This is a genomic window from Nocardioides alpinus (assembly GCF_900112035.1).
Lineage (GTDB): Bacteria > Actinomycetota > Actinomycetes > Propionibacteriales > Nocardioidaceae > Nocardioides > Nocardioides alpinus.
This window is the reverse complement of record NZ_FOKC01000002.1, coordinates 236,632-259,065: the sequence shown is the minus strand read 5'-3', so window position 1 is coordinate 259,065 and position 22,434 is coordinate 236,632. Positions and strand designations below refer to the sequence as shown.

The window sequence follows — 22,434 nt, the reverse complement described above, 5'->3', positions numbered from 1 at the left end:
TGGATTGCCCCATGGGTGACTGGCTGTTTCTGATCATCGGCATCGCCGTCGTCGGCGTGCTCACGCTCGCTGGACTGCTGACGTCGGGACGACGTCGCAAGGGGGAGCTGCCGCAGGGCGGCACGGACGTCATCGTCCCGACCCCCACCGAGGGCGAGGTCGCCACCGACGCACCTCCGGAGCCCGCGGTCGCCGTCGAGCCCGACGTCGCCGCGACGCCGACGCTGGAGAAGCCGGAGGGTACGGCGTCGCGGCTGGTGCGGCTGCGCCAGCGGCTCTCGCGCTCGCAGGGCGGCCTCGGACAAGGACTGCTCGCCCTCCTCAGCCGCGACCGGCTGGACGAGGACACCTGGGAGGCGATCGAGGACACCCTGCTGACCGCCGACATCGGCGTCGCCCCCACCCAGTCGCTCGTCGACAAGCTGCGCACCCGGCTCCGGGTCGAGGGCGGTCAGACGCACGACACCCGCGCGGTGCTGCGTGAGGAGCTCATCGAGCTCGTCGGCACCGACATGGACCGCCGCCTGCAGGTCACCGGCAGCGACGGCAAGCCCGGCGTCGTCCTCGTCGTCGGCGTCAACGGCGCCGGCAAGACCACCACGGTCGGCAAGATCGCCAGGATCCTCGTCGCGGAGGACCTCACGGTGACCCTCGGTGCCGCGGACACGTTCCGCGCCGCGGCCGTCGACCAGCTCGCCACCTGGGGTGATCGCGTCGGCGTCGCGGTCGTGCGCGGCCCGGAGGGCAGCGACCCCGCGAGCGTGGCCTTCGAGGCCGTCAAGCAGGGCGTCGACCAGGGCATCGACACCGTCCTGGTCGACACCGCCGGCCGCCTGCAGAACAAGGCCGGCCTGATGGACGAGCTCAGCAAGGTCAAGCGGGTCATCGAGAAGATCGCCCCGGTCACCGAGGTCCTGCTCGTGCTCGACGCCACCACCGGCCAGAACGGCCTGATCCAGGCGCGCGTCTTCAGCGAGATCGTCGACGTCACGGGCATCGTGCTCACCAAGCTCGACGGGTCCGCCAAGGGCGGCATCGTGGTGCAGGTCCAGCGCGAGCTCGGCGTACCGGTCAAGCTCGTCGGTCTCGGCGAGGGCCCCGACGACATGGCGCCGTTCGACGCGGCGGCGTTCGTCGACGCCCTCCTCGGCTGACCTGTCGCAACTGCGCACCGCAGAGGCCCCGACCTGTCGCTTGTGTGCGCGGCAGAGGTGCCGACCTGTCGCTTGTGTGCGCGGCAGGGGTGCCGACCTGTCGCTTGTGTGCGCGGCACAGGTGCCGACCTGTCGCTTGTGTGCGCGGCACAGGTGCCGACCTGTCGCTTGTGTGCGCGTCCCTGCGCGTAAGCGTCAGGTCGGTGGGTGTTGCGTGCGTGTAAGCGTCAGCTCGGTGGGTGTTGCGTGCGTGTAAGCGTCAGGTCGGTGGGTGTGGCGTGCGCGCAAGCGTCAGGTCGGCGGGTGTTGCGTGCGCGTAAGCGTCAGGTCGGCGGGTTTGGCGTGCGCGCAAGCGTCAGCTCGGCGGGGCGGCCAGCAGGCGGCGTACGGCGTCGTCGATGAGCGTCTCGGCACGCTTGTCGAAGCTGTGCTCGGCGATGATCCGCTCCGCGATCGCCCGGCGCGCGGCGTTGTCGGGGAAGGCGTCGTAGGGCGGCGCCACCAGGCGGGCCAGCTCGTGCTCGTTGTCGAAGGGCAGCACCAGCCCGGAGAAGGTCTCCTCGAGACCGTCGATGCGGTCGCTGAGGATCCGGGCCCCGCACGCGGCGGCGTCGAAGAGCCGGTTGGAGGCGAAGCTGTCGCGCCGCATGTCGAGGTGGTGGTCGTTGAGGACGACGCCGGCAGAGGCGTAGAGCGCCCCGACCTCCTCGTTGGCCACCCCACCTGACGCGATGTGCTCGCGGTCGACGAACTCGGTCCAGTCGCTGCCGTGGAGCGTCAGGTCGGCGCCGACGGCGAGCGCGCTGCGCACGGCGTAGCGGTAGACCCCGCGGGAGTTGCCGACGAACAGCAGGTGGGGTCCGGTGTCGGGCTCGGCGCGGTCGGGGTGGAACCACCGGGTGTCGGTGCACTGCAGCAGCGACTCGATCGGGAGGCCCCACTCGCGGCTCATCCGGGTGGACCAGCTGGTGCTGGCGGCGTAGACGAGGTCGAACTGCGCCACCTCCTCCGCGCTGATCATGTCCGGGTGGCTGATGATCCACTCGACGTTGAGCAGGCCGGGACGGGGCGTGACGCGGTCGAGGCCGCGCAGGACGAGAAGGACGTCGTCGTGGTCGCGGGAGTCGCGGTCACGGGCGTCGCGCCGGTCGATCGCGACGTGCTGGCCCCGTCGTTCGAGGGCGTCGGCGAGGGACCGGGCGAAGTAGGTGTCGCCCCAGCGGTCGCCGCGGGAGGCGGCCGGGGCCGCGATGTCGACCGCCCACCGCAGGCGCGGCGGGGACTCGCGGATCCCCTGCACGGCGCGTACGACGAGCTCGGGCACCAGGGCCGACGGCGCGGTCCGGTCCTCGGGGTCGGCGGTGATCCGGCGGTTGCGCTGGTCGATGACCTCGAGACCGGCCCGCACCAGCAGCTCCGGCGCCCGGTCGGGAGGGGGGACGGCCGTGCCGCCGCGCAGCGACACCATCGCGCCGATGAGCTCCTCGGGCGCGGCGTAGGACGTGCGGGAGGTGATCACGGTGTCCGGGACGACGACCGACCCGCCCAGTCCCGCCTGCCGGGCGCGGAGGCCGAGGTCGGTCTCCGCGAGCACGGAGTGGAAGCGCGGGGCGAGTCCACCCAGGGCGATGGCGGTCTCGGTCTTCAGCGCCACCAGAGGGGCGGCCGGAGCGGCCACCTCGCAGGAGCCGATCCGGACCGCGTCGCTGCTCGGCAGCCCGGCGAGGAACAGCTCGGGGTGCGGGTTGTCCGCGCTGAAGCGTGCCCCGGCGCTGAGGACGACCCCGTCGAGGTCGACCACCAGCGGCTGCGCGACGGCGACGTCGGGCTCGTGCACGACCGCGGCGAGGCGCTGGGCGATGGGCTGGCGCGGCGGCATGGCCTCGGGCCGGACCAGCAGGACCGTGCTGCCCGCGGCCACCGAGATCCCGATGTTGGTGGCGGCAGACATCGAGACGGGAGCGGTGACGGAGACGAACCTGGCCCCGGAGATGATCGCCGCGATCGAGGCGGCCAGCACGTGGTGGGCGCGGCGCTGGCGGACCCCGACGAGCACCAGCTCCGAGCCCTCGCGCGGCACGGAGCTCAGCCACTCGACGGTGCGGCGGGGCTCGGCGCCGAGCGGCAGGACGTGGCTGACCAGGTCCGGGGAGGTGGTCCGGGCGGCGGCGCCGTCCCAGTCGACGAGCTGGCGCTCGAGCACCACCGAGTCCCAGTCGTCGGCGAAGTCGGTGACGACGGGATCGGGCCTCCTCAGCACGGGTACGTCGACCGCCAGCGGCTCGTGGTCGCGCGAGAGCCGGAGCACCAGGTCGCGCTCCACCGACCCGCCGAGGCTCTCGTCGAAGCCTCCGACGTCCTTGATCGCGGCGCGCCGCAGGAGCGCGGTGGCGAGGTCGACGGACCGACCGCCGAGCAGCTCGACGCGGTCACGGCCGACCGCTCCGGCGCCCGCCAGGACGACCGCGGCACCCGAGTGGTGGGCGTGGGCGAGCAGCTCGGTGAGCATGTCGGGGAGCCACTCGCGACCGAGCGGGAGGAACGCCACGTGGTCGGCGGTGCTGTGCTCGAGTGCGGCGTTGAGGGCACGGGCCTGCCCGCACCGGGTCTCGCGTACGAGCGTGATGCGGTCGTCGAAGGCCGCCACGCCCTGCAGGACCGCCGCCGTGTCGTCGTAGGACCCCCGGTCGACGGCGACGAGGTGCCAGTCGGTGAAGGTCTGCGCCTGCAGCGAGGCGATCGTCGCGTGGACGAGCGGGCCGGAGTCCTGGGCGGCCATCACGACGGTCACCGCGGGGGAGGTGCCGAGCGAGGTCGGCAGGTCGGGCGTCGGGCCGACCAGCTCGGGTCGCTCGAGCACGACCTGCGCGCGCCAGGCGGCAGCCGCCTCGATCGCAGCGGACCGGTAGGTGCCCCACGACACCTTCTTGGGCAGGATCCGGGTCGGGAGCGGGGTCCCGGGGCCGGAGACCGACAGCCAGTACGACAGCGCACCGTAGGGGTGGTGCCGGGCCTCCGGGTGGGCGGCGAAGATGATCCGCGGGTCGACGAGCGGGTGCGGGGAGATCCGGTTGCGGCGGCGGCGCTCGGAGACGTACCAGAGCACCGGGTGCTGCCCGAGCCGCTGCCAGGAGCGGCGCCGGCCGATCCACTGCGCCTCGAAGAGCGGGTGCGGCGAGACGTCGCCGGCCTGCACGGCGGCCCGCGCGGCCTCGTGGAGGGAGTCGAAGCCGGTGCCGAGCTGCGCGGCGACGTAGTCGGCGTCGACCAGGCCGGCCTCGACCAGGACCTCCTCGACGTCGTCGAACCTCACCGGTCCCTGCCGGCGACGCTCACCGCGCATCGGAGTACCTCACCCGCGGGAAGAGCGGCTCCAGCGCGAGCGGGGTCGGCAGCAGCCGCTCGGTGTCGCGCAGCGGGTAGTACTGCGCGGTCTCCTCCAGGAACTCGCGGACCCCGTCGAAGCGCTGGGGGAACCGGCGCTCGCACAGCTCGAGCAGCCGCTTGGCGTCGAGGTTGTAGGGGTCGTAGCGCAGGGTGTCGATCTTGACGTAGGGGAGCCGGGCGTTGTCGAGCACCCGGTCGGCCAGGCTCCGGGCCGGGTTCCACGGCTCGTTGGCGCGCTCACGCCACTCGCGGACCTCTGCGCGGGTCCGCGGGAAGTGCGAGCGGTGGGCCGCCCACCACCGCATCCGCTCGCGGGCGATGCGCTGGTCCTCGGGCGTCTCCACGAAGTAGGTGTCGGAGACGAAGCCGGCCTCGTAGAGCCTCCGAGACATGCCGACCTCGTAGCGACGGATCACCTGCCGGCGCTTGGAGATCGGCTCCATCTCCTCCCAGAAGGTGGTGAACGCCCGCGAGCCGACCACCCACGGCCGGAAGGCGATGAAGAAGGACTGGATGTGGGGCGCGACGCGCTCGGCGCCGGTGAGTCCCCAGAAGTCGCACGGCCGGGCCGCCATCTCGTCGAAGACGGGGGCGTAGGAGTCGAGGGCGAAGACGTAGGTGTCGTTGCAGACCACCACCTCGTCGTAGGCCGTCAGGTCGCCGGCGGCGTCGAGGCCGACCTTGTAGCTGAAGAAGTCGTAGCCGTAGTTGGCGCGCTCGACGACGACCGCCCGCTCGTTCAACCACGCGCGCGCGGAGTCCTGCAGCTGGGCGGTCGTGCAGACCAGCAGAGTGTCGACCGACGCGGCCAGCGCCTCGACCTGCCCGCGCACGTGCGGACGCAGCTCTCCGGCGACGTCGAAGTGCGCCATCACGGCCAGTCTGGACACGGCCGAACCCTAACAAGGTGGGGGTCCCGTCCGTTCTGTTCACACCCCCGTAACACGGCGGGGGATTCCGTTGCCTGCCCGCAACATCCGCCGAGGTCCGGTGAAACCTCGCCCCCCCAGTCTTCGGATGAACATGTGGACCCCTGCATGACATCGTCGTCATGGGCCTGGTGGACCACAACCGTTACGTTTCCTGGAGGTTCTGTGGACGGCTATTACGCCTTCATGCTTGTGGCGACTGCCTTCGTCCTGATGATGACGGTGCCCGCGCTGGCCCTGTTCTACGGCGGCATGTCCCGGTCGAAGTCTGTGCTCAACATGATGATGATGTCGTTCATCGCGGCTGCCATCGTCGGCATCCTGTACGTCGCCGTCGGATGGTCGATGGGCTTCGGTGGCGAGGGCACCTTCTTCGCCAACCCCTTCGAGCTGTTCTGGCTCGACGGCGTCACCACCGACAACTACATCTACGTGATGTTCCAGATGACCTTCGCGATCATCACGGCCGCGCTCATCAGCGGTGCGGTCGCGGACCGTCTCAAGTTCTCCGCGTGGGTGGTCTTCCTCCCGCTGTGGGCGCTCATCGTCTACTTCCCGATGGCCCACATGGTGTTCAGCTGCACCGATGACTCGCTCATCTGTGGCCGCATCGGCGCCCAGGACTACGCAGGTGGCACGGCGGTCCACATCAACGCCGGTGTCGCGGCCCTCGTGCTCGTGCTGCTGCTCGGCAAGCGCATCGGCTGGCCCAAGGACCAGATGCGTCCGCACAACCTGACGCTGACGATGCTCGGCGCGGGCATGCTGTGGCTCGGCTGGTACGGCTTCAACGTCGGCTCGATCGTCTTCGGCACCACCTTCGACGAGGACCCCGACGCGTTCTTGGCGCAGTTCTACTCCGAGACCGGTCGCACCTTCGCCAACACCACGCTGGCCACGCTCGCCGCGATCCTCGGCTGGCTGCTCATCGAGCGGCTCCTGCACGGCAAGGCCACCTCGCTCGGTGCCGCGTCCGGCATCGTCGCGGGCCTGGTCGCCATCACCCCGGCCGCCGGAGCCGTCGACATCAGCGGTGCCGTGGCCATCGGTGCCATCGCCGGTGCGGTCTGCGCCTGGGCGGTCAGCCTCAAGTACAAGCTCGGCTACGACGACTCGCTCGACGTGGTCGGTGTGCACCTGGTCGGTGGCATCATCGGCACTGTGCTGATCGGTGTCTTCTCCACCTCCGACGGAGCCGGTGGCGTCGACGGGCTGCTCTACGGTGGCGGAGCCGGCTCCCTGGGCGACCAGACGCTCGGTGTCCTGGTGGCGGTGGCCTACTCCGGCATCCTCACCGCAGTGATCGCGCTGGCCATCAAGTACACGATCGGTCTGCGCCTCGACGAGGAGGACGAGGTCAACGGCATCGACCTCGCCGCCCACGGTGAGACGGCGTACGACCTGCACAGCGGCACCAGCGGCGGAGGCACCGGGGTCCTCGCCGCGAGCACCTCCACCAACGCCCCCGCCAGCACCAAGGGAGTCAACGCATGAAGCTCGTGACCGCGGTCATCAAGCCGCACAAGTGGGAGGACGTCCGCGAGGCTCTCGAGACCTTCGGTGTCGCCGGCATGACGGTCTCCGAGGTCAGCGGCTACGGCCGGCAGAAGGGTCACACCGAGGTCTACCGCGGTGCCGAGTACGACATCGCGCTCGTGCCCAAGATCCGCATCGAGATCGTCGTCGACGACGCCGACTCCGACGACGTCGTCGGGATCATCGTCAAGACCGCCCAGACCGGTCGCATCGGTGACGGCAAGGTCTGGGTCAGCCCGGTCGACACCGTCGTACGGGTCCGGACCGGCGAGCAGGACGCGTCCGCGCTCTGATGACGACGACCCTCTCGGGCCGGCAGTCGTGACCGCAGCACAACGCCAGACCAGGGCCACCTCGGCCGACGAGCTCTGCCGGGAGGCGTACGCCGCCTCCTGCGGGCCCGTCACCGGGGTGGCCCTGGTCGCGGTCGGGGGATACGGGCGCGGCGAGCTGGCGCCCCACTCCGACCTCGACGTGGTCCTCGTCCACGACGACGACGTACCGCTCGGCGACCTCGGCCACACCCTCTGGTACCCGCTGTGGGACTCCGGGCGACGCCTGGACCACTCGGTCCGCTCGATGTCCGAGATGGTCGAGGCCGCCGCCGACCTCCGCGTCGCGCTGGGGCTGCTCGACGCCCGCCACCTCGCCGGTGACCCCGGGCTCAGCCTGCGGCTGCGCACCACCATGCTCGCCGACTGGCGCCGCCAGGCCCGCACCCGGTTGCCGGACCTGAAGGCCCTCACTCGCAAGCGCCACGAGGTGACCGGCGAGCTCGCCCACGCCTCGGTGCCCGACGTCAAGGAGGCCGAGGGCGGCCTCCGCGACGCCGGGGTGCTCAGGGCGATCGAGGCCAGCTGGCTGGTCGACGCCTCGACCCCGGCGCTCGAGGCGGCCCGCGTGATGCTCCTCGACGTGCGCGACGAGGTCCAGGAGCTGGCCGGGCGTCCCAGCGACCGGATCGCCCCCGAGATGTGGGGACCGCTCGCCGAGCGGCTCGACCTTGCCGACGCCGAGGCCGCGCAGCGTCACGTCCGCTCCCTCGGGCGCCGGATCGGCCACCTGTCGCGCCTGGCCTGGCGTCGCACCGACGCGGTCATGGACCGCACCACCGGCGAGAAGGGACGGCGCACACCCGCCCTCGAGCGGATCGCCCCCGGCATCGCCCTCTCCCGCGGAGAGGTCGTCCTGGACGCCGGGACCAAGCCGGCCGACGACCCGACCCTGCTGCTGCGGGCCGCCGCCGAGGCCGCGAGCCGCGACGCGGTGCTCGCCCCGTCAACGGCTGCCCGCCTCGTGCGCGAGTGCACCGAGCTCCCCGTCCCGTGGCCGGCCCCGGCCCGCGACGCCCTGGTCCGGCTGCTCGCCAGCGGCCCCGGGCTGCTCCCCGTGTGGGAGACGCTGGACGAGATCGGCGGCATCGACACCTTCCTCCCCGAGTGGGAGCAGATCCGGCTGCTGCCGCACGCCTCGACGATCCACCGGTTCACCGTGGACCGGCACGTGGTCGAGACCTGCGCGGAGGCCGGCTCGCTCATCCGCGGCGTACGTCGTCCCGACCTGCTGCTGGTCGCCGCCCTGCTGCACGACATCGGCAAGGGCTCGCTGCACGACCACTCGGTCGCGGGGGAGCCCCTGGCCCGCAAGGTCGTGACCCGGATGGGCTTCACCGACCTCGATGCCGAGGTCGTCGCCTCGCTGGTGCGCTGGCACCTGCTCCTCGCCACCCTCGCCACCACGCGCGACCCCGACGACCCCGCCACCACGGCCGAGCTCCTCACCCACGTCCCCGACGGCGCCAGCCTCGAGCTGCTCCGCGCGCTCACGGAGGCGGACGCCCGGGCGACGTCCTCGGCCGCCTGGACCTCGTGGCGCGAGTCGCTCATCGACCGTCTGGTGACCCGCGCCGGCGCTGCGCTGGGCGCCGAGGTCTCGCACGTCGTCGCCCTCGAGACGGTCCCCGTGCCCGACGTCGTACGACGTGAGTCGGGCGCGGTGTCGGTCGAGATCACCCCGCACGAGGTCGGCGCCACCGTCACGGTGATCGCGGCCGACCGGGTCGGGCTGCTGGCCGACGTCGCCGGCGGTCTCGCCGCGCTGCGGGTGCCGGTGAAGGCCGCGCGGGCGTGGGCCCAGGTCGACTCCGAGGGGGAGTGGGGCGTCAGCGCCTGGGAGGTCCCCGACGCCTACCTCGACCCGGCCGTCGTGCGCGACCGCATCCGGCGGGTGGCCGAGGGCACCCAGCGCCTGCCGTCACCTCCGGCGCGGGGCGTCGACGAGCTGCCGCCCATCGTCGAGGTGCGTCCGGCCGCCTCACGCCAGTCGCTGGTGTTGGAGATCCGGACCTCCGATCGTCCCGGCGTCGTCCACCTGGTCCTCACGACCCTCGCCGACCTCGGCCTGACCGTCGCGTCGGCCCACGTGTCGACGTTGGGGCCGCAGGCCGTCGACGTGTTCTACGTCCAGGAGGTCGGGGGAGTGCGTCCGACCGAGGAGCGGGCAGCCACGGCCGCCCACGCCGTGCGGGGCGCCCTCGAGGGTTGAGCGTCGGGGCCGGCTGCCGGGGGTGGCGGCACATGGTGGGGAATCGTGTCGTCGGACTGCGATCTGCCGCCACCATCGCGGGCCGGCTGCCGGGGGTGGCGGCACATGGTGGGGAATCGTGTCGTCGGACTGCGATCTGCCGCCACCCCCGGAGGGCCCGGCGGGACCGGGCAGGGGGAGGCGGAAGCGCACCCGGTCGCGCTGGATCCGGCCAAACCCCGCCCGCCGGTTAGGCTTGGGCGATCGTGCGGGCACGCCCGCGCCCACCCGTCGTACGACACCGAGGACTGACCACACCGTGTTCGCCACTCTCTCCGACCGCCTTGCCGACACCTTCAAGAACCTCCGGGGCAAGGGCAAGCTCTCCGAGGCCGACATCGACGCCACTGCGCGCGAGATCCGCATCGCGCTGCTCGAGGCCGACGTCGCCCTGCCGGTGGTCAAGGAGTTCGTCGGCGCGGTGAAGGAGCGGGCCCGCTCCGAGGAGGTCAGCGGCGCGCTCAACCCCGCGCAGATGATCATCAAGATCGTCCACGAGGAGCTCGTCACGATCCTCGGCGGCGAGACCCGCCGCCTGCGCTACGCCAAGTCCGGCCCGACCGTGATCATGCTCGCCGGTCTCCAGGGCGCCGGCAAGACGACGCTCGCGGCCAAGCTCGCGCTGTGGCTCAAGGACCAGGACAAGACACCGATGCTGGTCGCCGCCGACCTCCAGCGTCCCAACGCGGTGCAGCAGCTCCAGGTCAACGGCGAGCGCGTCGGCGTGCCGGTCTTCGCCCCCGAGCCGGGCAACGGCACGGGGAACCCCGTCGAGGTCGCGCGCGCCTCCATCGAGGAGGCGAGGCGCAAGCTGCACGACGTGGTCATCATCGACACGGCCGGTCGCCTCGGCGTCGACGAGACACTGATGCAGCAGGCCGCCGACATCCGCGACGCCGTGCAGCCCGACGAGGTGCTCTTCGTCGTCGACGCGATGATCGGCCAGGACGCGGTCGTCACCGCCCAGGCATTCCTCGACGGAGTCGGCTACGACGGCGTCGTGCTGACCAAGCTCGACGGCGACGCCCGCGGCGGTGCGGCGCTCTCGATCCGCTCGATCACCGGCAAGCCGGTCATGTTCGCCTCCAGCGGCGAGAAGATGACCGACTTTGACCTCTTCCACCCCGACCGGATGGCCTCGCGCATCCTCGACATGGGCGACATGCTCACCCTGATCGAGCAGGCCGAGAAGGCCTTCGACTCCGAGCAGTCGATGCGGGCCGCCGAGAAGCTCGCCACCAAGGGCGGCTTTACCCTGGAGGACTTCCTCCAGCAGATGATGCAGATCCGCAAGCTCGGGTCGATGACCAAGATCATGGGGATGCTCCCCGGGATGGGTCAGTTCCGCGACCAGCTGGAGAACTTCGACGAGCGCGAGATCGACCGCATCCAGGCGATCATCCAGTCGATGACCCCGGCCGAGCGGGACAACCCCAAGATCATCGACGGCTCGCGCCGCGCCCGCATCGCCAAGGGCTCGGGGCGTCAGGTCTCCGACGTCAACCAGCTCGTCGACCGCTTCTTCGAGGCGCGCAAGATGATGGAGCAGATGGCCAACGGCGGCGGCATGCCCGGCATGCCGGGCATGCCGGGACTGGGCGGCGGCAAGCGCGCCGGTGCCCGCCAGCAGCCGGCCGCGAAGGGCAAGAAGGGCAAGAAGCGCGTCTCGGGCAACCCGGCCAAGGCAGCCCAGCAGCAGGCGGCCGAGAAGGCCGCAGCCGCGGAGAAGGGCGCCAACCCGTTCGGCAACCCCGACGGCGCCGAGGTCGACTACGAGAAGGCCGCCGAGCAGCTGAACCTGCCGAAGGACTTCTCGCAGTTCCTGAAGTGATGAGACGCCCAGTCGCCTGTGAGCGCAGCGAGCAGGCGGCGTGGGGGCGGCCAGGTTGAGCAAGCGACGCGACTGAGGAACGAAGTCGCACGAGCGCGTCGAAACCCACCCCGGGAGGAACGCCCAGCATGGCAACCACACTGATCGTCGACGGGGCCAACGTCGTCGGGTCCGTCCCCGACGGCTGGTGGAGGGACCGCGCCGGCGCGGCCCGGCGCCTGCACGAGCGGCTGCTCGTGGGCGACACGTCGTACGACGCCATCGTGCTGGTGCTCGAGGGGCAGGCGAAGGGCGGCGTGAAGGCCGGCCGCGACGCGCACGTCACCACCGTCCACGCACCGAAGGACGGCGACGCCACGATCCGCGAGCAGGCCCGCCTCGCCGGCGAGTCCGGGCGCCGGGTGGTGGTGGTGACCGCCGACCGCGCACTCGCCGCCAACGTGTCGCCGGCGCAGGTGCTCAGCCCGTCGTGGTTGCTCGACCACATCTGAGCCGAGGCCGCGCCCACGTCCCGACCCGGGACATGACGATGGCGTCGTCCCCCCAGGACGGCGCCATCGTGTCGTTCAGTGGAGCGGGTCGCTCACACGCCCAGGTTGAGAGCAGCCAGGATCTGGTTGAGCAGGGTGCTCAGCTGACCGAGCAGCGCGGCGAGCGGGCCACCGTCGAGCAGACCGGCGACGGCGCACAGCAGGTTGCCGAGGAGCTGGCCAGCACCGGCGACGGCGACGATGTCGAGCACCACGCGCTGAAGCGACACCTGGAGACCGAGGACGTTGAGGTCCAGCGGGCCGAGCACGAGGTTGAGGATGTCGCAGGCAGCGGCACGGTTCGCGGTGCGTGCGCTGGTCACGGACTGGCCGTTGATCTTCTTCACCGGCATCTTCTTGATCCCGGAGAACTTCGTCGTCGAGCCGTCAGCGTTGCTGATCTTGCCCTCGAGGAAGCCCTTGGCGTAGAGCACGCCGTCGCGCTGGACGAAACGGGTCGGGGTGAACGAGCCGGTGACCTTGTCGCCCTCGGACGTCTTGCCGGTCACGGTGCTGGTGATCTTGCCCTGGTCGGACTTGCCGACGACCGAGCGCGCGGACGGGCTCTCCGGGGCCGCCGAGGCGGAGCCGATGGAGACCGATGCCAGGCCCAGGGCCATGACCAGTGCGAGGACGCCCGTCGTGAGGGCGGAGGTGACGCGTGAATTCCGAGTGTTCATGGATGCCTCCCAAATATGATGACCGTTGCGACACGGCGGTAGCCGTGCTGTCAGCCAGACCCCTCCCGGTCGACGCGGTGCATCGCCTCGACGGTAGGTGGTCTGGACCGGTGCGACACACACCCGCGAGGGTGACAGCGGTCCCGGTCAAGGACGCCGGCTCAGTGCTCCTCGGCGGCGACTCCGCCGCCGCCGCGGGTGAGGCCGATGGCCCGGACCTCCGGCAGCGCACGCGACGTCGCCGAGAGGTGCACGGCGTACTGCACGTAGCGACCGTCGAGGTCGAGCCGGGACGCGAGCGTGGCCAGCACCCAGCCGGACCACGTCGGGTCGGGGCTCGTACGGTCGCCGGCCCGCACGCGCACCACCACCCGGGTGCCCCGGGGCTGGTCGGCGTCGAGCACGAGTCGTCGCCAGCCGGCCTTGCGGCCGGAGTCGACCACGCGCGAGGTGTAGGTCCCGGACCCCTGTCCCTGCAGCGTGAGTGATCCCAGCCCACTGTCGCCGATCGTCAGCAGGTCGTCGGTGGTGCCGGTGCGGAAGTCCTCCGCGGTGAACATCGCCATGCCCGGCGCCTGCGACCGGAAGGTCGTCCCACGCCGTTGCGCAGCATTCCCGGAGGCATCGCGGGACCCGACCCGCACCGTGTGGGCGCGCGTGGCGGCGAGGTCCGTCACCACGACCACGTGACGCCGGACCAGCCGGTCGTCGAACCCCACACCCGTGCGGGGGCGCCCGGCAGGGCCGTAGCGCACCCGTGAGGTGGCCGGCTCGTCCGTGCGCCAGCTCACCCGTGCCGTGCCGTCGGGCATCGGCACCACCGCGAGGGCGCTGATGCGGGGGGCGCGGCGGTCGACGCCGGAGGTCGTGAAGGACGCCGGTGCGAGGTGGGCGGCGGGCCAGACGGTGACGGCGCCGCGCGGTCCGCGGGACTCGAGCCGGTAGTGGTAGCGGGTCGACGGCTCCAGCCCGTCCAGCTCGGCGAGGTGGTCACTGGTGCGGCCGCCGGTCGACAGCCGGGTGGACAGGTCGGACGGCGAGGTGCCCAGCCGGACGGTGCTCGTGCCGGGATCCTCGGTGGTCCAGGTCGCCGTCGCGTCACCCGTGGGGGACGTCGTGACCTTCGCGGCGGAGACGAGGTTGGCTCCGCCGCTCCCGCCGTAGGTCGCCTGGTGCGCACCGCCGACGGCCGGGAACACGGCGTACTCCTGTCCCTTGACCGTCATCGTGGTGAACGCGACCGGTGTCGGACCCCGGTTCACGGCGGTGAGGGTGGAGCCGCCGGGGCCGGTGGTGGGCAGCATGGCCGTCAGCCCGGTCGCACCGACGCCCACGCCGACGGTGAAGGACAGCGTGCCGCTGCTCCACGACAGGCCGCCGAACGACGACCCGTTGCGACTGTCGGTCCAGGTGAGGAGCTGGCGCGCGGCGATGACCGGCACGCCCCTGGCCTGGGCCGACGCCAGGACCTGGGTGTCCTCGAAGGTCGACGCGGCGTCGGTGTGCAGGTTGGCGGTGAAGGCGCCGTAGTAGCCCTGGCTGCCGAGCGCCCGGTCCAGCAGCGTGTTCGGGGTGAACGGATAGCTCTGCCCGGACTCGTCGGTCATGTTGGTGTTGGCCTGGAAGACGTCGATCATCGTGCCGTCGGTGTCGGTGAACCGCATGGGCATGCCCGAGCCGTTCATGAAGCCCGGCCGGTCCGCGACCCACGACCCGGGGTAGTAGTAGTAGTTGGTGTCGAGCCGGATCCCCGAGGCGCGCTCGGCCTTGGCCTGCGAGACCCAGTCGCTCCACACGATGCAGTGGTAGCGGCTGGTCGTGGGCGAGGGGAGCGAGGAGTACTTCGCGCGCCAGCTGCCGAGCTGGTTGGTGTAGGTGTCCTCGACCGCCTGGTAGGAGGGGAAGTTGGCGCAGCCGTTCTCCGGGTGCAGGCCGACCTCGAAGCCCTGGCCGTCGAACGCCGCCGCCTGGGTGTTGGTCATCGGGGTGCTCGGGTAGACGTACGACGTGAAGCGCGGGCACTCCCACCTCGCCACCGAGCAGCCGCTGGGACTCGCAGCCGCGTAGGTGCTGAAGCGCCCGGGTGTGCCTCCCGTGCCGTGGTCGTCGCCGGTGGCCACCACCACGGCCTTGTGGGTGCCGGGGAAGTACCAGAACCTCGGCACCGGGAAACGGTCGCGAGCGGTGACGGTGACGAGGTTGGCGAGCAGCCGCTGCTGCTCGTCGGCCTGCGGGATGTGGGCCTTGGCCAGGTTCACCCAGTCCGTCGCCGCGCCGCCGAAGAAGAGGTCGTTGGACCGGTTGGGTGTGGCGCCGTCGCGGTCCTGGCCGGCCCAGGCGAGGTTGCCCTGGCGGGTGGCGATGACGGACCGGGCGAGGTCGAAGGCGAAGGTCGCGACCTGGCCGCCGTTGGTGCCGACCGTGCGCAGCGTCACCGCCGGCAGCCCGGTGCTGGTGGTCGCGTTGGAGTAGAGGGTCGCCACCGTGGTGGCGCCGTTGAGCGAGTAGCGGTTGGCGGTGCCGTGGAACTGCATGGTGTCCGTGGTGATCCCGGCGCCGGGCTCCGTGGCCGCGTCGACCGCGAGGTAGCCCTCCGCGACGGTGCCTGCCTGGGCGGTGATGCCGGCGAGCCCGTGGAGACGGCTGTCGGGACGCATCGCGACCAGGTTGCCGCCGGCACTGACCCAGGTGGTCAGGGCGCTCACCTGCGCGTCGGTGATCGCGACGTCACCGAGGACGACCACGGCGTACGGGGCCAGCGTCGTGGCGCTGAGCGTCGAGACGCGCATGTTGGCGAACTCGTTGAGCCCCTCCGCGCGGAGGATCTCGGAGAGGTAGGACGACGACGCGTTGCCGGCGCTGGTGACCACCGCGATCGGCCCGCCCGGCCCGTCCTCGATGCCGGGCGGCGGCGGCGCGGAGGTCTGGAAGCTCCACGCGACCGGAGCCATCGTGTTGTTCGCCCCGTCCCGGGCCCCGCTGACCTCCACGGTGTACGACGTCGACCAGGCGAGGTCGGCGGACGGCGTCAGGGTGGCCGCGCGGGTGCCGGTGTCGTACGCGGTCGTGGACGCGACGACCTGGCCGCCGGGGCCGCGCAGCACCATCGCGACGGTGGAGCCGGTGACCGACTCGCTGAACGTGGCCTGCGGGCGGACCCCCACCGGGACTCCGGTCGCATCGGGGGTGGGGACGCGGCTGTTGACCGTGGGCGGCGTGGTGTCGGTGGAGTCCTCCTGGAAGACCACGTCCACCCAGTAGTTCTCGCTGCCGTAGCTCAGGTTGGGGAACGTGCTGGCGGTCGAGGTGTAGCGGTAGAGGCCGTTGCCGCCGTCGGTGCCGTTCTGGAGCGCCGTCAGCGGTCCGCGGGTCGTGGCGGCGGAGCTGAAGTAGCCGCTGTTCACGACGTACCTGCTCGGGGTGAAGTAGGACGCGACGTAGGTGGTGTTCGGTGACACCGCGACGGGCGAGCCGAAGGTCGCCTCCTGCCACCCGCTGGCCGTGCCGCCGGTGAAGGTGACCTGCGCGAGCCGGGTGCCGGTCGCGCTCCAGAGGCTGCCGACGTGGGTGCCCGTGGCCTGGCTGGGCCGGTAGTAGCGGATCCCGGTGACGAAGCCGGGGGTGTCGGTCCGGAACTTCACGCCGAGCTCGACCGCGCTGGTGTCGGGGTCGGTCGTCGCCGGGGCCGTGGTGGGCGGCCAGATCGTGCAGGGACAGCTCGACGTGGTGGCGGCGGTGGTGAACGTCCAGCTCACCGGGTCCATCTGGTTGCCGGCGGTGTCGCGGGCGCCGCTCACCGACGCCGTGTACGTCGTGCTGGCGGCCAGGCTGGCCGTCGGGTCGAGGGTCGCCGTGCGGCTGGCGCCGTCGTAGGTCGTGGTCCCCGCGACGAGCGACCCACCGGGTGTGCGCAGCTCGAAGGTGATGGTCCCTGCCTGGACGGCCTCGCTGAACGTCGCGGTCGGGTTGGTCGCCGTGGACACGCCACCCGCACCGGGCGCGGGGGTGCGGGCGCTGAGCGTGGGTCTGGTGGTGTCCGGCGTGTCGGTGGTGAACGTCCACGAGACCGGGGCGACCAGGTTGCCGGCGGTGTCGCGTACCCCGGTGACGGTCGCGGTGTAGGTCGTCGTGGCCGTCAGGTTCGCGGTCGGGTCGAGCGTGGCGGTGCGGGTCGCGGCGTCGTACGTCGTGGCGCCGGCGACGAGGGCGCCTCCCGGTCCGCGGAGCTCGAGCCCGAGGGTCGACTGCTGCACCGGCTCGGAGAACGTCGTTGTGACGTTGGCGCCCACACTGACGGCGGTGGCGCCGGGTGCGGGGGTGCGTGCCGTGACGGTGGGCGCGGTCGTGTCCGGACCGTCCTCGAAGACGACGTCCACCCAGTAGTTCTCGCTGTTGAAGGACTGGTCGGGGAACGTGCTGGGCGTGGAGGTGTAGCGGTAGAGGCCGTTGCCGCCATCGGTGCCGTTCTGCAGGGCCGTCAGCGGCCCGCGGGTGGTCGCCGCGGTGGCGAAGTAGGCGCTGTTCGCGACGTAGCGGCTGGGCGTGTAGTAGGACGCGACGTACGTCGTCCCGGCGGTGACGGGGATCGGCGACGCGAAGGTCGCCTCCTGCCAGCCGCTCGCGGTCCCGGCGCCGAAGGTGACCTGGCCGAGCCGGGTGCCCGTGCGGTTCCACAGGCTGCCGACGTGCGTCCCGGTCGACTGGCTGGGCCGGTAGTAGCGGATGCCGGTGACGAAGCCGTCGCTGCTCGCGCGGAACTTCACACCCAGCTCGACCGAGCTCGTGTCACCGTCGGTGCCGGCCGGGGTGGCCGTCGACGGCCAGATCGTGCACGGGCAGCCCGAGGTGACCGTCGTCGTCGTGAACGACCAGGACACCGGCTGCACCTGGTTGCCCGAGGCGTCCCGGGCCCCGCTGAGGTTCACGGTGTACGTCGTGTTGGAGGCGAGGGTGCCGCTCGGGTCGAGCGTGGCCGTCCGGGTCGCTGCGTCGTACGTCACGGTGGCGGGGACCAGCGTGCTGCCGGGCCCCCGGAGCTCGAGCGCGATCGTGGCCTGCTGCACCGCCTCGCTGAAGGTGGCGGTCGGCGAGACGCCGAGGGCGACGCCGGTCGCGCCGACGGCCGGGGTGCGTCCGGTCACCGTGGGGGCAGTGGTGTCCGGGGTGTCGGTCGTGAAGGACCAGGTCACGGGGTCCATCTGGTTGCCGGCGGGGTCGCGGGCGCCGGTGACGCTCGCGGTGTAGGCGGTGGTCGCGGCGAGCGCGCTCGTCGGGTCGACGGTCACGGTGCGGCTCGCGGAGTCGTACGACGTCGTCGCCGGCACCAGGGCGCCGCCGGGGGCGCGCAGCTCGGCAGTGATGGTGGGCTGCTGCACGGGCTCGCTGAACGTGGCCGTGACGTCCGCGCCGAGGGCAACGCCGGTGGCGCCGGGCGCCGGGGTGCGGGCGGTGAGAGTGGGCCTGACGGTGTCGGCACCCTCGGTGAAGACGACGTCCACCCAGTAGTTCTCGCTCTGCCAGGTCTGGTCGGGGAACGTGCTCGGCGTGGAGGTGTAGCGGTAGACGCCGTTGCCCCCCGCAGTGCCGTCCTGCAGTGCAGTGAGGGGCCCCCGCGTGGTCGCGGCGGTCGCGAAGTAGCGCGAGCTCACGACGTAGCGGGTCGGTGAGAAGTAGGAGGCGACGTACGTCGTGCCGGCGGTGACCGGGATGGGGGTGGCGAAGCTCGCCTGCTGCCAACCGCTCGCCGACTCGTTGGTGAAGCTCACCTGGCCGAGGCGCGTGCCGGTGCTGGTCCACAGGGTGCCCACGTGGGTGCCCGACGTCTCGACGGGCTTGTAGTAGCGGATGCCGGTGATGAGTCCGTCGGTGCTGGCCCGGAACTTCACCCCGACCTCGACGGGGTCACGGTCGGGGTCGGTGCGGTCGGGTGTGGCGGTGCCCGGCCAGATGGAGCAGGGGCACGACGCCGGCGGCGTCCCCACCGTGACGTTGGTGGTCGCTGCTGTGCCGATGTTGGCGCTGTCGTCGACGGCCCGGGCCCGCACGGTCAGGGCGCCTGCCGCGGAGGGCGTGAAGGTGTAGGTCCACGAGCCACGCCCGGTGGCGCGGCGCCACGTCGTGCCGTTGTCCGTGGAGACCTCCACGCCGCCGACCCGACCGCCGGTGTCGGCGGCGGTGCCGCTCACGGTCACCGGGGTGCCCACCGGCAGCGTCGCGCCGCCCGTCGGCGAGGTGATCGTGGCGGTCGGAGCGGTGGTGTCGAGCGACGCAGTGGCAGCAGTCAGCCCGGGACGGATCGTGTCGGGCTGTGCTCCCATGTCGGCCAGCAGGTTGACGGTGGCCTGCTGCGCGGCCGTGTCGGGCGCAGCCGAACCGCGGTCGTGGTTGCCATCGAGTCCCCAGGCCCACTGGATGGTCCCGGCCCCGAAGACGAGGGCTCCACCGGGAGCCTTGTACATCGTCATCGAGTGGGTGGCAGGGCCCTGCGCATAGCTGCTGCCGTGGTCGGTGATCCGGTCGCCGCTCCCGGCTGTCTGCGAGACGCGGAAGGAGCCCGGGGGACGGTGGCCGTTGTCGAGGTCCTCGTCCCACTCGTAGCCGACGACGTTGGTGCCGATGGTCGTGGTCGCACCCGCGGCCAGGCTCGCCACCCGGGTGTTGCGCCAGAAGCGCATCTGCCCGTCGGCCTGCCCGACCACCATGTTGATGGCGCAGCAGTTGATCGTGAAGATCTGCCCCGACAGCGCGTTCTCCGGCCGACCGCCGTCGGCCGGCGGGCTGAAGCGTGGGTCGCGCCACGTCCCGGTCCACACGTTGGTGGTGGGGTCGATCTTGGCGTCGGCGTGGGTCTCCTTGTAGGACACCAGCGTCCGGTGCGGCGTCCCGGACCCGTCGATGCTGTTCTCCCAGCGCGTCTTCCAGAAGATCTCGTTCCCGGAGAAGAACGCCAGGTCCACGCCGGCCGCACGGGCGGCCTCGACGTTGGTCCGTTGGGTGCCCGACCAGTACTCGTCGTGCCCGACAGAGAGGAAGGCCTCGTGCTCGAGGAGCTCGGCCCCGCGACGGTCGGTGTCCACCCCGCTGCTGTAGCTGACGTCGTAGCCGTTGGACTCGAGGAACCGCACCATCGGGTACTCCGCGTTGAACACCCAGTCCTCGGGCGCGTTGCCGCGCGTCGTGAAGGGGCGGTTGTAGCTCACCTTGTACGCGCGTCCGGCCGGTGCGCCGCTGTAGAGGCTGTTGCCGCCGTAGGTGTTGTAGGCCTGCCACGTGGTGTCGGAGGTCTGGAAGAGGAGGTCGGACCCGCCGTCGTCGTCGCGGACCACGAAGAACACGTGGCTCGCCCCGGCGGTGCCGTCGGTGCGGACCAGGCGGGCGAAGTAGATGCCCGAGACCGCGGTCGCGGGGACGTTCCAGGACGCGTTCTGGGTCCAGTTCCCGCAGTCGACCAGTCCGGTCGCGGTGGCGGTGATGCAGGTCGGCTGGTTGGTGAGCACCGTCGGCAGCACGGTCGCGACCTTCCGGGCGCCCGCGCCGCCGTAGAAGCCCATCCGGTAGATGTCGAGGCGGTACGACGTCGCTGCGGTGTCGACCTTGAAGCCGATCGGCTGTCCCTGGTCGACGCTCATGTCGGTCGCGAAGCCCTGGATGCTCAAGGAGCCGGCGCCCGTGACGCCCCACTCGCTCTCGGGGTTGCCGGGCAGCGTGTTCTCGCACGCCACCGCGTTGGTGACCGGAGGGTCGCAGGGTGCGGCCGCTGCGGGGGTCGTGCCGATGAGCACCGACAACCCCGCCGCCACCAGGACGAGCGTGAAGAGGACGACGAATCGCCGAGCACCGGGCACGACAGGCTCCCTCCTGCACGCGGACCGATCGACGTCCGCGGCCACCGCCTCCATGCTCGATCCGGGGCCGGGCGCGCGTCATGCCCACAACTGGGCACAGGGGTGCTGCCCGATAACGTGCCGACCATGGCGACGACGCTGAAGTTCTCCGGCCCGGTCCTTCCCGACGGCGAGGCGCGCGACCTCTACGTCGTCGACGGCCGGATCACCTACGAGCGGCAGGCAGGTTCCGACACGGTCGCCGAGGGGTGGATCGTGCCCGGGCTGGTCGATGCCCACTGCCACCTCGGGCTGGACGACTTCGGCGCGACCGACGACGAGGCCACCGAGCAGCAGGCCGTCGACGACCGCGACGGGGGCGCCCTGCTGATCCGCGACGCCGGCTCGGCGGCCGACACCCGGTGGATCCACGACCGTGACGACCTGCCCCGCCTGATCCGCTGCGGGCGGCACATCGCCGCGACGAGGCGCTACATCCGCGGCTACGCCCACGAGGTGGAGCCGGCCGACCTGGCGACGTACGCCGCGCAGGAGGCACGCAACGGTGACGGCTGGATCAAGCTGGTCGGTGACTGGATCTCACGTGACGCCGGTGACCTGACGCCGTCCTTCCCCGCGGAGGCCTTCGCCGACGCGATCGCGGCCGCGCACGCCGAGGGCGCGAAGGTCACCGCACACTGCTTCGGCAACGGTGTGCTGCCCGGGCTGATAGACGCCGGCATCGACTGCATCGAGCACGGCACCGGGCTCACCGAGGACCTGATCGACGCGATGGTCGAGCACGGCACGCGGCTGGTGCCCACGGTCATGCAGCTCGACAAGTTCCCCGAGCACGCGGCCGCAGGTGCGGGGAAGTTCCCCGACTACGCCGCGACGATGACCGACCTCTATGACCGGATGCCCGCCACGATCATGGCGGCCCACGAGGCCGGGGTGCCGATCTACGCCGGGTCCGACGGAGGGGGCATCAGCCGGCACGGCAACATCGTCGGCGAGATCGAGGCACTCGTGCGGATCGGGATGCCGGCCCACGATGCGCTGGGCGCGGCGAGCTGGCGGGCCCGTGAGTGGCTCGGGGTGGACGGGCTCACCGAAGGCGCCTCGGCGGACTTCGTCGTCTACGACCGTGACCCGGTCGCGGACCTGTCCGTCCTGCGAACTCCGTCGCACATCGTGCTGCGTGGCAACGAGGTGGGGGTCGGTCGACGTCGATGACCTCGGACTTCACGTTTGGGACCGGCGCGCGGACTCGATGAGGATGGGCCCATGCGCACCCTCACCGACCTCTTCCCGCCGTTCGGGCTGCACGTGGTCGCCGGGCCCCTCGAGCTCCGGGGCCTCACCGACGAGCTCATCGCCGAGCTGTGCCACGCCGCTGAGGCCGGCATCCACGACCCGGACGCGATGCCGTTCTACTTCCCGTGGACGGCCGTGCCTGCCGACCAGCTCGCGCGCAACACCGCCGCCTACCACTGGAGCAAGAGGGCGACGTTCGCGCCCGAGGACTTCTGCCTCGACCTCGCCGTCCTCCTCGACGGGCGGGTGATCGGCTGCCAGGGCGTCGCGGCCCAGCACTTCCCAGTGACGCGCACCGGTGAGACCGGCTCGTGGCTGGGCAGGGAGTTCCAGGGGCGGGGGATCGGCACGCAGATGCGCCGTGCGATGTGCGCGTTGCTCTTCGACCACCTCGGCTTCGAGGAGATCACCTCGGCGGCGTTCCTCGACAACCCCGCCTCGCTCGCCGTCTCGCGCAAGGTCGGCTACCGGCCCACCACGGTCAGCCGGATCAAGCGACGCGAGGGCGAGCTCGCGCTCAACCAGGGCCTCGTCCTGACCCCGGACGACTTCGTCCGCGGTGACCTCGCGATCGAGGTCACCGGCGCCGAGGCGGTGCGCGCCTTCATCGGGCTCGACTCCTGAACCTTGCCGGCGCCGTCCGGCCCGAGGACGATTGCAGGCA

General features: G+C 71.8%; 12 protein-coding genes. 8 read left to right on the top strand and 4 right to left on the bottom strand.

Annotated features, from left to right (window positions below; genetic code table 11):
• Nucleotides 1-11 precede the first annotated feature (11 nt).
• Nucleotides 12-1,154, top strand: coding sequence for a signal recognition particle-docking protein FtsY (gene ftsY, locus BM127_RS06505; RefSeq protein ID WP_091196205.1), 1,143 nt, complete (start codon nt 12-14; stop codon nt 1,152-1,154).
• Between the two features lie 355 nt (nt 1,155-1,509).
• On the opposite strand, the gene BM127_RS06500 is transcribed toward ftsY, so the two are convergent.
• Nucleotides 1,510-4,497 (bottom strand): glycosyltransferase family protein, encoded by a 2,988-nt coding sequence (locus BM127_RS06500; RefSeq protein ID WP_091196203.1) that lies wholly within the window; start codon nt 4,495-4,497, stop codon nt 1,510-1,512.
• The gene (locus BM127_RS06495) at nt 4,487-5,431 is read right to left on the bottom strand and encodes a rhamnan synthesis F family protein (protein ID WP_139227673.1); all 945 of its coding nucleotides are present in this window, start codon (nt 5,429-5,431) and stop codon (nt 4,487-4,489) included. Before BM127_RS06495 ends, BM127_RS06500 begins: the two co-directional genes overlap by 11 nt.
• 225 nt (nt 5,432-5,656) lie before the next feature.
• Here BM127_RS06495 and BM127_RS06490 point away from each other — a divergent pair, with 225 nt between their 5' ends.
• From BM127_RS06490 to BM127_RS06470, 5 genes are all read left to right on the top strand, one after another.
• Nucleotides 5,657-6,964, top strand: coding sequence for an ammonium transporter (locus BM127_RS06490; RefSeq protein ID WP_231263291.1), 1,308 nt, complete (start codon nt 5,657-5,659; stop codon nt 6,962-6,964).
• On the top strand, nt 6,961-7,299 hold the full coding sequence (locus BM127_RS06485) for a P-II family nitrogen regulator (protein WP_091196194.1): 339 nt from the start codon (nt 6,961-6,963) through the stop codon (nt 7,297-7,299). Before BM127_RS06490 ends, BM127_RS06485 begins: the two co-directional genes overlap by 4 nt.
• Before the next feature lie 28 nt (nt 7,300-7,327).
• Nucleotides 7,328-9,550 (top strand): [protein-PII] uridylyltransferase, encoded by a 2,223-nt coding sequence (locus tag BM127_RS06480; protein WP_157829516.1) that lies wholly within the window; start codon nt 7,328-7,330, stop codon nt 9,548-9,550.
• Between the two features lie 298 nt (nt 9,551-9,848).
• Nucleotides 9,849-11,420, top strand: coding sequence for a signal recognition particle protein (ffh, locus tag BM127_RS06475; protein ID WP_091196190.1), 1,572 nt, complete (start codon nt 9,849-9,851; stop codon nt 11,418-11,420).
• A gap of 128 nt (nt 11,421-11,548) precedes the next feature.
• Nucleotides 11,549-11,911, top strand: coding sequence for an NYN domain-containing protein (locus BM127_RS06470; protein ID WP_091196188.1), 363 nt, complete (start codon nt 11,549-11,551; stop codon nt 11,909-11,911).
• A 92-nt stretch (nt 11,912-12,003) separates the two neighbouring features.
• Here BM127_RS06470 and BM127_RS06465 read toward each other — a convergent pair whose 3' ends face one another.
• Nucleotides 12,004-12,630 carry an ABC transporter substrate-binding protein gene (locus BM127_RS06465; RefSeq protein ID WP_139227672.1) on the bottom strand — a complete coding sequence of 209 codons (627 nt, stop codon included), beginning with the start codon at nt 12,628-12,630 and terminating at the stop codon, nt 12,004-12,006.
• 161 nt (nt 12,631-12,791) lie between these two features.
• Complete coding sequence (locus BM127_RS06460; protein WP_101228778.1) at nt 12,792-20,474, bottom strand: DUF4082 domain-containing protein; 7,683 nt, start codon at nt 20,472-20,474, stop codon at nt 12,792-12,794.
• Between the two features lie 126 nt (nt 20,475-20,600).
• Here BM127_RS06460 and BM127_RS06455 point away from each other — a divergent pair, with 126 nt between their 5' ends.
• Nucleotides 20,601-21,689, top strand: a complete 1,089-nt coding sequence (locus tag BM127_RS06455; RefSeq protein WP_091196180.1) for an amidohydrolase family protein — start codon at nt 20,601-20,603, stop codon at nt 21,687-21,689.
• Nucleotides 21,690-21,740: 51 nt separating this feature from the next.
• On the top strand, nt 21,741-22,394 hold the full coding sequence (locus BM127_RS06450) for a GNAT family N-acetyltransferase (protein WP_091196177.1): 654 nt from the start codon (nt 21,741-21,743) through the stop codon (nt 22,392-22,394).
• Nucleotides 22,395-22,434 lie beyond the last annotated feature (40 nt).

Coding starts and splice junctions, on each gene's coding strand:
- BM127_RS06485 (WP_091196194.1), top strand. CDS start 6,961: ATGAAGCTCGTGACCGCGGTCATCAAGCCGCACAAGTGGGAGGACGTC.
- BM127_RS06490 (WP_231263291.1), top strand. CDS start 5,657: ATGCTTGTGGCGACTGCCTTCGTCCTGATGATGACGGTGCCCGCGCTG.
- BM127_RS06500 (WP_091196203.1), bottom strand. CDS start 4,497: ATGCGCGGTGAGCGTCGCCGGCAGGGACCGGTGAGGTTCGACGACGTC.
- BM127_RS06470 (WP_091196188.1), top strand. CDS start 11,549: ATGGCAACCACACTGATCGTCGACGGGGCCAACGTCGTCGGGTCCGTC.
- BM127_RS06465 (WP_139227672.1), bottom strand. CDS start 12,630: ATGAACACTCGGAATTCACGCGTCACCTCCGCCCTCACGACGGGCGTC.
- BM127_RS06455 (WP_091196180.1), top strand. CDS start 20,601: ATGGCGACGACGCTGAAGTTCTCCGGCCCGGTCCTTCCCGACGGCGAG.
- BM127_RS06450 (WP_091196177.1), top strand. CDS start 21,741: ATGCGCACCCTCACCGACCTCTTCCCGCCGTTCGGGCTGCACGTGGTC.
- ftsY (WP_091196205.1), top strand. CDS start 12: ATGGGTGACTGGCTGTTTCTGATCATCGGCATCGCCGTCGTCGGCGTG.